The 12,805-nt window shown below is 52.6% G+C and carries 10 protein-coding genes; all 10 read right to left on the bottom strand.

Features of this window, described 5'->3' with window-relative positions; translation table 11 throughout:
* Position 1 precedes the first annotated feature (1 nt).
* The 10 genes from DL346_RS10275 to DL346_RS10320 all read right to left on the bottom strand — a co-directional run bounded on the left by DL346_RS10275 (position 2) and on the right by DL346_RS10320 (position 12,791).
* On the bottom strand, positions 2-2,386 hold the full coding sequence (locus DL346_RS10275) for a DUF5682 family protein (protein WP_112882043.1): 2,385 nt from the start codon (positions 2,384-2,386) through the stop codon (positions 2-4).
* Entirely contained in the window at positions 2,344-3,435 is a 1,092-nt protein-coding gene (locus tag DL346_RS10280) for an ATP-binding protein (protein ID WP_112883055.1), read from the bottom strand. Before DL346_RS10280 ends, DL346_RS10275 begins: the two co-directional genes overlap by 43 nt.
* Entirely contained in the window at positions 3,411-5,219 is a 1,809-nt protein-coding gene (locus tag DL346_RS10285) for a HEAT repeat domain-containing protein (RefSeq protein ID WP_112882044.1), read from the bottom strand. The genes DL346_RS10280 and DL346_RS10285 overlap by 25 nt, the downstream gene beginning before the upstream one ends.
* Before the next feature lie 13 nt (positions 5,220-5,232).
* On the bottom strand, positions 5,233-6,684 hold the full coding sequence (locus DL346_RS10290; protein ID WP_112882045.1) for an SWIM zinc finger family protein: 1,452 nt from the start codon (positions 6,682-6,684) through the stop codon (positions 5,233-5,235).
* A gap of 188 nt (positions 6,685-6,872) precedes the next feature.
* On the bottom strand, positions 6,873-8,141 hold the full coding sequence (locus DL346_RS10295) for an ankyrin repeat domain-containing protein (protein WP_112882046.1): 1,269 nt from the start codon (positions 8,139-8,141) through the stop codon (positions 6,873-6,875).
* A gap of 144 nt (positions 8,142-8,285) precedes the next feature.
* Complete coding sequence (locus DL346_RS10300; RefSeq protein ID WP_165822453.1) at positions 8,286-9,122, bottom strand: phytanoyl-CoA dioxygenase family protein; 837 nt, start codon at positions 9,120-9,122, stop codon at positions 8,286-8,288.
* Positions 9,123-9,153: 31 nt separating this feature from the next.
* Positions 9,154-9,933, bottom strand: coding sequence for a phytanoyl-CoA dioxygenase family protein (locus DL346_RS10305; protein WP_165822454.1), 780 nt, complete (start codon positions 9,931-9,933; stop codon positions 9,154-9,156).
* 61 nt (positions 9,934-9,994) lie between these two features.
* A complete protein-coding gene (locus DL346_RS10310) occupies positions 9,995-11,011 on the bottom strand; it encodes a LacI family DNA-binding transcriptional regulator (RefSeq protein ID WP_112882049.1) in 1,017 nt (338 codons plus the stop codon).
* A gap of 45 nt (positions 11,012-11,056) precedes the next feature.
* Positions 11,057-11,896, bottom strand: a complete 840-nt coding sequence (locus DL346_RS10315; protein WP_112882050.1) for a carbohydrate ABC transporter permease — start codon at positions 11,894-11,896, stop codon at positions 11,057-11,059.
* Between the two features lie 19 nt (positions 11,897-11,915).
* The gene (locus DL346_RS10320; RefSeq protein ID WP_112882051.1) at positions 11,916-12,791 is read right to left on the bottom strand and encodes a carbohydrate ABC transporter permease; all 876 of its coding nucleotides are present in this window, start codon (positions 12,789-12,791) and stop codon (positions 11,916-11,918) included.
* Positions 12,792-12,805 lie beyond the last annotated feature (14 nt).

A 12,805-nucleotide genomic window follows, 5' to 3' on the forward strand; every position in this document is an offset into this window, starting at 1 on the left:
GCTAAATATCTCCAAAGTCAAAGTCGTTAAGCTCATCCAGTTGTTCCTTCTCTACTTCATCCAGCGGGTGCTGCAGCATTTCCCCGGTCTCTTCGGCACCGCTCCCCCAGAGATCGCCGAGCAGCTCGGCAATCGCCGCCTTCTCCCGCGGCTCGAACGAGCCGAAAGCTCTGCGCAGAAAAACCAGCGAGCGCTTAAAGCAATCCGCTTCCAAGGAGGAGATATAGTCGTCAAGCTGACGCCAAAGATAGTCCCGGGACAGCAGCGCATACCGGTTCCTCATCGACAGCCCTTCAAACCATCCGGCTCCAAGGTCCGCGGGGATACCCGGCGACAGCCGCCGCGAGACTTCTTGCGCGCATTCCGCTTCGCCTGCCACGCCACTCTCCAATACGATTGCGAACGCGTAGCCGGACAATTTCGCGTTACGGTCATCGCGGGCTGCAAGAGCTGTCAACGTTGAAATCCAAAGCTGCTCGTCAACCTCTTGATAGTGTTCCTGAGCAGCTGCATGCATGGCATGCATCGCGCTTGCCATAGCAGCTGCCGCGTCGTCGTTGCAGCTTGCCGCATCATGCAGCATCAGCGTTCCGCGCAGGAATAACTGCCTTAATAAGGGGATGAGCGAACCCGTATCGATTCGCCTGATCGATCCATATTGAAGCAGGATGGACAGCTCGTGCACCGTCATCGCAATTTGTTCAAAATTACCGGCATCGACGGCAAGCCGCTGCAAGGCGCTTGTCGCCTGTCCCATAATATGAGGCAGACCGCATTCGCAGGCCTTCCTAATCAGCTTAGCGGCTTCTGTGATAGTGGCACAAGCAAGCAGCTCTTCATGAATGGCATAGGCTGCAGCCAGCTCGATCGTTTCGCCTTTCAACGTGGATTCGACCGTTTCGATCTCCGCTTCAGGCGACCACTGCAGCACCCAATGCTCCGCCCAGGTTGCATCCGCTTGCCTTACCTGCTGCTTGCGGGCAAAACGAATGCCGAGCACGGCCAGACGATGAAGAAATACGGAACGATGCAGATCGATAAAAGCCAGTTCCTCCGATTTCACCCTGCGGTTCTCGCGCAAATCGAGCTCCAAATCAGCTGCTACCAGCGTTTTATACTTTTCCAGCTTCAATCGTTTGAGCTCGCGGTTTAAGTCGTCCTGCACCGGTGTCTGGCTGACGCCTTCAGGCAAGCTTCCGATGGCGGTACCGATATCGGTTCTGGCTAATGCGTCTGCAACGACCGCGAAATCGCCGAAGCCGAACAAGACCACGGCCGCATCGCGAAGATCCTTCCAGGTAGGCTGTACGCCATCATGCAAAGAAGCCAGCGCCTCTGCCAAACGGACGCCTTCAATGACGGAAGCCGTAGATCGCCATGTGCCGCGCTCGCGCAATTGGGATGCGACAGTAGACAAATATAAAGCCGGCAGCTTGCCCATCTCCCCTTGCCGCATGCATGTCCAAAGCAGTTCAAAATACGCGGGCGCCTGATTGCCGGCTCCATAACCGGAATGCGAGGATAGCTTATAGTAGGAGTATGGCATTAATGTCATTTTAGTCGGAACGCGCGGCAGCAGGTCCAGTTCCTCATCTGTCATGACCGCATGTCGCATGGTCAGCGCAGGCGTGTGATGCGCTCCGCTGAGAACGACAATTTTCTCCGGGGAATGACCGGCATTTATGGCATCGCGGATTTTACGTCTCATATAGGATTCGCGTATTTCGTTGTACGCGAATTCTTGAGGCGCGAGATGCCGTTCATCCTGCTCGGTCAGCGCACGCATCTCCGCGGAATAGTGCACGATGGACCGCTGATAGACGCCCGGCTGCAGCTGATGTTCAAAATTGCGCTCCCAATAGGATTCATAATCGTATTCACCTGATAGCTCGGCTATGCGGGTATGCAGATGATGCTGTACGGTACCCATATTCCTATCCGGCTCCGCGAGCGGTTTGGCATCCGATACGCTCTCTTCCGGATGATCCTCGGCAGCAAAAGCATGCCTCTTCTCGTTCAGCGCCAATGCGATTCCCGTCGGCAGATCGATGAACTCGGCATGGCAGCCATTTCGATGGGCCCACTGAAGAGCTTGGTATTCAGGCGAATAGTCGGCAAACGGATAGAGAAGCGTACGTATTGGCAGCTGTTCGGTATAAGCCAGCATGGCAACGGGCGGCACGACCCCGCGTGAAGTCAGCTGAACGGCCAAATGACCGGCATCGCTCGGCCCTTCGATCAGGAGCGCGGTTGGCTGAACTTCCTGCAGCAGCGCAAGCAAATGGAAGGAGCCGGCAGGAGACAGATGCCGAATGCCGTAATAATGCGGCTCCCGGTCACCGTCTACCCGTTCATCTCCGCGCAAGCGTTGTATAGGCTCCGCCATGATGCACCCCGTTTTTTCATGACATTTTCCAAATACTCCTTCCAGACAAGCTGGTCTTTCGCCTCGTCCTTCACGATCGCCCCTTGCAACCCTGCCGCTACGTCTTCATCGCTGATACTGCCATTGCCGAAGCTTCCGGCCAGCGCCATGCTGCCGGTCAGCAGCGAGATCGCTTCAGCCGTCGAGATAACGCCGCTTGGCGGCTTTACCTTCTCCTTGCCGTCCAGCGTCAGCCCGCCGCGCAGCTCGCGGAAGATCGTGACCACTTTGCGGATCGCCTCGTCGTCAGGCTGTGAGGCGCGCAGCTCATAGCTTGCCGCGATTTCGCCGACGCGCCTGCGCACGATGTCGATTTCCGTGTCAATATCGGATGGCGCCGGCAGCACGATAATATTAAACCTCCGCTTCAAAGCAGCGGACATTTCGTTTACGCCGCGGTCACGCGTATTTGCGGTAGCAATGATAGAGAACCCGCGTTCCGCGGAGACTTCCCGGCCCAGCTCAGGAATGGAGATCGTCTTCTCCGAAAGAATAGAGATCAGCGCATCCTGAACTTCAGAGGCACAGCGGGATATTTCTTCGAAGCGCGCAATGCCGCCGCCTTCCATCGCGCGAAGGATCGGGCTGCGGATGAGCGCCTGATCCGACGGTCCTTGAGCTAGCAGCAGCGCGTAATTCCAAGAGTAACGAACATGCTCCTCGCTCGTACCCGCCGTTCCTTGCACGACTTTGGAGGAATCGCCGTGAATAGCGGCGGTCAGATTTTCTGAAAGCCAGGATTTCGCTGTTCCCGGTTCCCCGATCAGCAATAATGCACGATCCGTCAACAAGGTTGCAATCGCCATTTCGACGAGCCGTTTGTTTCCGATATATTTAGGCGTGATATCGGTTCCGCCTGCTTTACCGCCTGTAATAAATGTCAGTACAGCCTTAGGCGATAGCTGCCAGCCAGCCGGCCTCGCATCTTTATCCGCGGCTTTGAGCGCCTCAAGTTCATGTGCGTACAGCTTCTCCGCCGGCAATCTTAAGACATTTTGTTTTTGATCCATCCCCATATTCCGGTTCCACTCTCCTCTGATGTATGATCTGGTGCAGCTTCGATAGCTTCGACGATTGCTGTGACTTCATTGCGCACGGACTCATAAGCTAAGCCCGCAGCGAATTGGCGGAGTCTTTCGATATAGGATTTCGGCAAAGCGGCGATCAATGGCTTTAATCGCCAATCCAAGACGTACATGTACCGAGATTCTTTCTCTAGCACGGTCATCAGCAAGTCTTGAGCATATTTGTATCCGATCCGGTGCAGGGCGAGCAGGATCTCCGCTTCATTCCCTTCTTTACGAACACCGGCAGCCAGCTTCGACGCCAAATAGTTGGAGACGCCATGATCGCTATAGGCGGTAAAGGCACAAACAAGATCGACCAGATCCAGCTCGACAAACAGCTGCCGCCAGCGAGGATCCCAAGCTTGCTCAGGCACAAACGGCTCCCGCCATTCGTCTTCATCGGATTTCAATTGACCGGAAACGATGCCTCTCAAGGCACGCTGCAGCTCTCTGGCCGAAGCCGATCGGCCTTTAAGTTCACCTGCGAACCGATGAAATAACTCCGCCGGCGTCAGCAGCTTATATGCGGAACGGAAGCTGAAGCCGATAAATTTGTTCTTATGCTCATGCTGAAGCTCCAATGCAAAATGGTCAGCCTCATATAGATTCAATTCCAGCAGCAGCTCGGCGGCTATTTCTTGAACGGCTTCGGTCTCCGTTGTAATGAATGCCTTAGAGGAAAGCATCCTTTGCAGTAGCGGGAATGCTGTTGCCGCGACTTTATTGCCGGATCCCTCCAAGCAGCGAAGGTTGATATGCAGCTGCTGAACCGCCTCGGTCCTCATTGAGCCTTCACTGGATAAATAGCGGTCAAACACGTCAGCGGCGTGCGCAACGATCCGAAGCTGTAAGGATCGTGATGAGCATTGGCGTGCTGGCTCTACAACCAGTTCGCGGTCTTTGGACGATACCGCTTCGAATAAACGGTCAACCGCCTGCTCAGAGCCTAATCGTGCAAGCGCGAAGAAAGCGGCTTGCCGGACTTCCTTCCTTTTCTCTCGACTTAGGTCAAGAATAAGAGGCTCTTGCTCGGCAAACGCCCCGAGAATGCCAATTGCCGCCACTTTCGGCTCAACCGAACCTGAATTTGCGGCTTCAAGCACGGTTTCCAACGCAGCTTCGCCGCGCAGCTGATAAAGCAGCTGGAGTCTGCGCGCATCCCCTTTGCCGCCTTGAAGATTGAGCTGACCGCGCAGTACCGGAGCTGCGTCAGCGCCGACTTCCGGAAACAGCTTGTCTTGTATGAAATCGGGAATTTCCGAGTAACTGTCATCAAGCCCCCTGCCTAATGAAGGCAATGCGCGCAAATCAAGAAAGCTTCTGTCTTCGTATGCTTGGCGCAGCTGCTCCAATCTGCCCGGCCCTTTGGAGGTCAGCGCTTCGAGCAGCGGCTGAAGCTTCCTGAAGGAATCGCCCGTAGACAAAGCGATTCCGAAGCCCTCGAATGCCTGCGGCTCGCCAGGCAAATCCGTTTTGCCTTGCGTATGGAGCACCGCGCTCAGAAGAGTCGCAAGCTCGAGCAGCTTCGCCGGGCTTTCATCGCGCGGTGAAGTCAGCAGACCTTCCGTCGCTTCGGCAAGTCTTTTGAACACCGGTGCGGAATCACCCAGCCTTTTTAATTGCGGCAGCAGCTTGTCCAGCCGAAGATCTCCTTCGGCCATCGCGCTGCCGGCGACGAAGAGCCGGCTTACCTCCTGTTGCAAGTTAAGCAATAGATCTACACTCATGTCGCGCACTCCTCTAATACAGCAGCCGAATCATTCGGCTACCTGTGATGATACTCAGCAGTTGAACGGCTAATCGGCCGCTTTCCATGTCGTGTTCAAACATGACCAGCGCTGCTTGGTCGTTTAAATCATCGCTTTGCAGCAACGGGATCATCGTCTGAACCGGTTGAGGTGCAGGCAATATATTCGCCACTACAACCAGTTGCTTGCCCTGTGCATCCTTCAGGACAAAGGTATCGCCAATCCGTTCGATGGCTTGAAATGCGACCAGCATCACCGGATTTTTGTCTGAGAGCGGGTTCTTAATGCTATTTTTCACCCGTTTCAAAACATCCGTGAATGAACCGTTTGCGAGCGTTCTTACCTGAGCAAAGTCCGACTCTGCAACTTCACGGTAACGCCCTCTTTCCCATCTGACCCTTGCGTTCAGATCTCCGGGATAGACGAACAACTCCTCGCAGCCGGCAACGCCATGCACCGTATCTTCTTCCTTCATCGACTTCGCAGCGCGAAAAGGCCGTAAATTACGCGTGACATAGATAGCGCCGTCGCGAAGGTCCGCCCACCAGCCGGCATCGACATATTCGCCCCGAGCTTGATCGATGTAAGACAAGAAAGAAAGCTGCAGCAGTTCGGTCTCCGGCTTCACGCGGCCGAGTTCCTTTAACTCCGCCAATTGCCAGGCATGACCGAGCTGCTCTTCCAACGCTGACTCCGTATCCATCGGTAAATCAGGGTCGCTTGCTCGCTGTTCTAGATAACTCCTGCCCTTTTTGACCAAAGCATGCAGACCGATGAGCTGCTGAATCGCTATTGCGTGGATTTTCTCTTTATCTGCTTCGGCTTGTAAGACAAGGACAAGCTCCCGAAGGCTCGCCTGTGCTCCGGGAATATAATAATTGCCCAGCTGCTTGGCTTGATCCTCCACCAGCTGAATGGTTTTCTTATCCAAACTGCCGAGTCCGTTATGGACAAGCTGCAGAATGAGCTTCTCCAACAGGCTTAACCCTTCCAGTTGGGCAGTCATTTTTTTGATCAAGGCGGATTTATTTACTTTGCGCTTCGGTTTCGTACCCTCACCGTTTGCTTCCGCCGCTGCCGCTTCTTTCTTCTTCTCTTCGCGCTTCTCCGCTTTCTCGCGTTTGTCCGCGATATCCTGCGGGAGCTCCGCCTTCACGAAGGTCTTCCCTAACGCATATGCGTACAAGATTCCAAGCGTATGCTTACAAGGAAACTGTCTGCTTGGACAAGAGCAGCGAAACACCGGATTATCCTCCTGAACAAAATCAACAGAGCACCGATAGGGCTCGCTGCCGCTGCCTTTGCAATCTCCGAATAACAGCGTGCCGTCATCCGTCACGCAGAGAAGGGCAAAGCTATTCTTTTTGACCAAGTCTCGGCCATTTTTCATCGCGCCCGCATTAGGCGCCAAACTATCGATGTAAACTTCCGTTATGGCTATCATGATCTACCTCGCAATTGTTTAAGGGGTATTACTCTTTTCCACAATCGCACGGCATTTCCCTTTAATTCCGACTTTTTTCGCCAGTAGTTAATTGCATTAAATAATGGAGACGAGGTAGTCGCGCTTCATTCCATCCCTTATTAACGTGAAAATCCGCAACCTGACCCGGTTGCGGATTTTAGTCGGTGCTAGTGATTATGATGACGGGCGAGCGCTTCTTTAACGGCTTCGCTTCCGGATACTTGGCTTGGCAAAGGCGCGCCGGCTTGAATAAGCAGCTCTACGACACCCGCGTAATCTCCAGCCGGATCGCAGCAATGAACGGAGCCCCACAAACAACTGTCCAATGCATTGCCGCCATAACCGTGCGTTAACTGAGCGGATGCGCCGTGTGCAAGTAGCAGCCGTACCGCTTCGACGTTTCCGTGAATGGCTGCGTTATGTAATGCTGTAAAATCCTCTGAGCTTCGACGGGCATCCGCGTTGAATCCGGACGCTAGCATGACACGAAGGGCTTGTACCTGATTGTTCCATGCCGCGTCTGCGATCATGCTTTGATCCTCGGACGTAAGGGATTGTACCAGTTTCGAATCCTGTCCCAGCAAAGTCTGTACGGTCGCTTGATCGCCTTCCATGCAAGCAAGCAGCAAGCGCTGCGTGACGGGACTATGCTCCAAAATCAGATCCACGATCTCCCGATGCTTGCATCGCGACGCAAGAAAAAGCGGACGCGTATTGGCTCCTATTTTGTAAATGTATATATGCCCGCCGTTGGAATCGCCGGATGTGAAGCTGCCGTGTCCGACCTGAGCTTGAAGACAATCCGGGTCGGTATGAATGAGATGGCGGGTCAGCTCCGTATCGCCGATCTGAATCGCCATAAAAATATCCGCTGATGCGCCACGCTTAATGAGATGTCTGCATTTTGCCGTTTGATCAATGGCCCATTGAGCCGGCGTGCTGCCATGATCGATGTCGCGCCGATCGATTTCTGCGCCATGATCGAGCAGGAAATCAATGATTGCCGGATCGGCGGCAAAATGAAGCGGAACCTGTCCATCGGGCCCGCGCTCATTGACGGCGGCAGGATTCTTCTCGACCATTTGCTGCACGGCCGACATCATCCCTAGCGCTGCTGCCGCATGGATATCGACGGGAGCCCCTCTATCGATCAGATAGCGCGAAAGCTCATGCTGGTCATGGTGAAGCACCCCGAATCCCCCGGCCCACCAGCTGCTTTTCGCATGCAAATCTGCGCCGTAATTTAACAATAGATCGACCATTTGGCGGTTTCCGCTTGCCGCTGCAGTAACGATCGCGGGCGAATCGAACGAAAACCAAGGCTCGTTAATCTGCTCTGCTAGAAAGGGAAACTCGTTCAGGCACTGGCTTGCCGCCGTCGTATCATTGCTCGTCACGGCCTGCTTGAATCGTTCGATGGCGTACTGCTTATCCACGTTTGTTACCTCCCAATTAAAATGAATCTTACTATTATTATAACGTATCCTATCATAAAATGATCGTATCCTATGAGGTACTCTCCGATTTCAGGAACGGCGAATAATAAAACCGCATTGCAATGCGGTTTTTCGCGCTGCGGACTAATGCTTCGGCTCCGCAACCGGGTAACCGATCAATTCTTTGCGCAGCAGCTGCTGCGCCTTATCCGAGAGCTGATCGTACGTCTCCTGCGGAATTTGAATCGTACCCGTGCGCGGCCCGTTCGCCGAGTAGATCAGCGCGATATTCGGTCTGTGCTTATCCGATTTGTTCGGCGTGCCGCGATGCCAGACTCTGTCATCCCGAATCAGGATGGAGCCTGCCGGCATGAGCATTTTGACGCTGTGCATATGCTCGGCGAGTTTTGGTTTGCTGAACGCGTTCTTCGCATACCAGTTATCTGGATGCAGATGCGTGCCGCCCGGCCAGATTTCCATCGGCCCGTTGTTCTCCGTCACATCAACTAGCGGATAATTGACGATGAGATTGGCAATCGGCAAATTCGCCGGATGTCTGTCGCCATAACGCGAAGAGGTATCCGAATGAACCGGTTGCGGTACTTTGCCGCCTGGCATTGAGGTATTCGTCGCAAAATACGTTAATAAGCAATCCTCGCCCAATAGCTGATCCACGATTTCCGTCACGAACGGATTCGCAATAACCGCTTCATCGCAATACGGCTTCTCAAACGGCAAATAGAGACGAACGTGGTTCGTTCCGTCGTTAAATCCGTTGCCAGGGTTGAGAATGACTTCACGGTTCTTCTCGAAATAGGGATCCAATAAGTCGACGTAGCTGTCATACAGATTCTCCACTTGCGCTCTAGGCAGCGCTTCTTCGAACAGCACATACCCGTTGACCTTGATGAGCTGGATAGCCAACTCTAACGTTTCCGCGGATAATTTTCCATTCTTCAGCTCTTCAGCGCTAAGCTTCATTCCTACCATCCTCCAATAACTGCGAAATGAATTAGTTGACGATCTCTTCAAACCGGAACAGCTGCTTCGCTCTTTCGCTTAAAGATTCATATGACTTTAGCGGAATCCGGACCTTGGACTCGGTATTAAACCAGGAACGGAAATAGACCAGCGCCATATTCGGCCGCGCCGCATCGGATCGGTTCGGCGTTCCCCGGTGCCACATCCGGATATCCCGAAGCAGAAGCGACCCGGCCGGCATGAGCACGGGCTCGGAATGCATGACAGGCGCCAGCAGCTGCAGGTTCTCGACCCGGTTTGCATTTTCGGGCATCAGATGCGTTCCGCCCGGCCAAATTTCAAGCGGCCCGTTATCTTCTCTAAAGTCGACAAGCGGGATGTTGAGCACGATGCCCGTTGTCGGCAAAATGACCGATGAATCCGGATATAAGGCTTGCAAATCGGAATGCACAAGCTGGTATTCCGATCCCGGAAGCGGCGTATCGGAAGCAAAATACCGGCATGCGCAATTGCGTCCAAGCAGCTCCTCGACGACCGGAAGCACGAAAGGATGGGTAATGACATCGGGATCGTTGAATGGCTCGATGAACGGTACATTCATTTGCGTCCTGTTTTTGCCCCGGTTTAACGGATTGTTGGCGATATGGGCTTCGAAAACCTGCATAAAGCTTTCATGCAAAGCATTCACTTTGTCCTCGGGCAGCACGCCTTCAAAGACGACATAACCGTTTACACGGATTTGCTCGACGGCCTGCTTCACGGTTTCCGGCTTTAACGACCGGCTCTCCAGCTCTTCAGCGCTTAGTTTCAAGGCTCTTCTATCTCCTCTACTTAAACGTTTAGGGATATTGCTAGAATTGACCCTATCCTATTTACCGTATGCTCTTTGTACTCTCGCGCACGATTAATTCATTCTTTAGGACCACATTGTGGTCCACGTTTCTGCCTTCGAGCATCTCAATAAGCAGCTTGGCAGCTTCCCAGCCCATCTGATATTTGTTTTGATGGACGGTGGTCAGCTTCGGCGTACAATAAGCGGAAAGAATGATGTCGTCATAGCCGACGACCGATACCGAATCGGGAACTTTTCGTCCCCGCTTGTCAAGCGCTCTCAGCGCGCCGAGCGCCATTAAATCGCTGGAGCAAAATACGGCCGTAACCCCCGGATGTTCGTCCAAAATCCGCAGCATCGCTTGTTCTCCCCCCTCTTCGGAGAACGCTCCATCGACAACTTTGGAAGCATCGTAAGCCATTCCGAATTCAGAGAGCGCTTTCTTAAAACCGATTAACCGCTGATCGCTCACATGCGCTTCGGGATAACCGTTAATCATGGCAATCTTCGTATGCCCCCCATCGATCAGATAGTGAACGGCTTTTCGCACCCCCTCAACATTGTCGGTCGTGACATTCCCCAGATGTTCGTTCGAGAACGGAATATCGATGAGGACACAGGGGAAATTGGACTTCTCAATGACCTCTTCCAGATAGGGGTCGTCGACCTTTAAGCCAAAAATGATGGCTCCGTCCACATTCCGCTCTTTGCATAAGTTGTAGTACGATTTGATCCGCTGCTTGGACGGGCTCGTGCTGAACAACAAGATATCATAGTTCAATTCGATGGCACGGTCGTTGATGCCAATCAGAATTTCGAATGCAAGGTTGTCTTTGCCGCCCGTATGTTTAAGTCCGGAGAAAATAACGCCGATGGTGCGCGTTTTACTGGACACTAAACTTCTGGCTACGGCGTTAGGCGAATAATCGAGCTGAGCGGCAATTTCGCGAATCCGCTTCTTCGTCTCTTGGCTAACATCGTCATAGCCGTTGAGCGCCCTGGAGACGGTCGTCGTCGATACGCCGGCAATTCGCGCAATGTCTTTAATCGTTGCCAATAACAACCACCTGCCAAAGTTAGGAATGGATGAGTCTCGCTCGGATCAGCCTTTAACGCCGCCGCTCACGACGCTTTGCTGCACCTGCTCTTGTGCCAGCATATACAAGATAATGCTCGGCAGCGTAACAAGCGTCAGTGCCGCAAACAGCTGGGTGTAGTTATACGAAAACTGCTCGGTGAAAAATTGCAGGGCGACCGGCAGCGTTCGATTCTCGGCAGAAGCGGTCAGCATAAATCCATAAAAAAACTCGTTCCAGTTGCCCAAAAACATCAAAATGCCCGCGGTTGCCAATCCTGCTTTGGCAAGCGGCAAATTGATATGAAAGAACACCTGCCAGAAACTCGCCGATTCCATATAAGCGGCTTCATCCAGTTCCCTTGGAATCGATAGAAACGATGCCCGCAAAATAAATAGCGATACAGCCAGTCCCGCCGAAATGTATACGATGATGAGCGCCAGTCTCGTATCGTAAAGCCCGGTAAGATTGATAAAGGAGAAGATAGGCTGCGCGGTCGCATGGCCCGGGATCAAGAGCGTGACCGAGAATAGGATAAACAACGTCCGCTTTCCGATAAAGTCGAATTTCGCGAACGAATAGGCTGCAAGCGCGTAAAACAGGAGCGCAATAAGCGTGGAAGAAATTGAAATCAGTACAGAGTTGAACGTATTGCTTAAGAAGTTGTTCATCTGAAGTACGGAGGCATAGGCACGAAAGTTAATTTCCGTTGGCAGCGCGAATGGCGTATTTAATATCGCTTTGTTGGATTTGAAGGAAGAAACCGTAATCCAGAGCAGCGGCACGAGCGATATGCAAACGGTAAATATGAGCACCAAATAACTGAATAGCCAGACTAGGCCACGTTTCAACAGATCAGCCTTCATATGCAGTCCTCACCACCTGTCAGTTGTATACGCTTTTATTCATCTTGAACACTTTCGTCGTGATGGCCAGAACACCGATCCCCAGAATAATCATGATGGTAGCCACCGCATTGGCATAACCGAATTCATAATTAATAATGCCGTCATAGAGCATGACGGATATATTGTAGGTTGAGTTGCCCGGTCCGCCTTTGGTCGTCAAGAAGATCGCTTCGAACATCGTGATTCTCGCAATGACGGACAGAATGACCGAAGTGCCCAGCGATCCCCGAATCAACGGGAAATTGATGCGCCAGTGAATCTGGGCTTCCGTCGCACCGTCGATTTTGGCGGCCTCATGCAGTTCTTTCGGGATTGCCATTAGATCGGATAAGACGAGCAGCGTCACGATAACGGCGTAGAAAACCCAAGTCAAGCTGATTGCGGAGAAGGCATATTGCGAGTCGAAGAACCAGTTGGTATGAAAGTCGGAGAAACCGATCTTCCGGATAAAATTGTTAAGCAGTCCCATCTGATCGTTGAAAATAAACCGATAAATAATCGCCCATGCGGATACCGCGATAACGTTCGGAATCATGAATACGCCGCGCACGAATCTCCAGCCGAAAGGCTGTTTAAAAATTATGAAAGCGACCAGAGCGCCGAAAGGGACATGTATGAATGTGGCGATGAGCGACCACTTCAACAGATTCATCAATGAAACCGTGATGGAGTTATCATCGGTAAAGATCATTTTATAATTGTCGAATCCGACAAATTTAGGGGCATTGAACCCGTTCCATTCCGTAAAACCGGTCGTGAATACCGTCAGGATCGGGACGAAATAAAACGTCAGAAATACGATCAGCGTCGGAACAATAAAGAGGTATACCCACAGCTTATTGTACTTGTACATGACAACACTCCTTC

The organism is Paenibacillus montanisoli, assembly GCF_003268025.1.
Taxonomy (GTDB): Bacteria; Bacillota; Bacilli; order Paenibacillales; family Paenibacillaceae; genus Paenibacillus_Z; species Paenibacillus_Z montanisoli.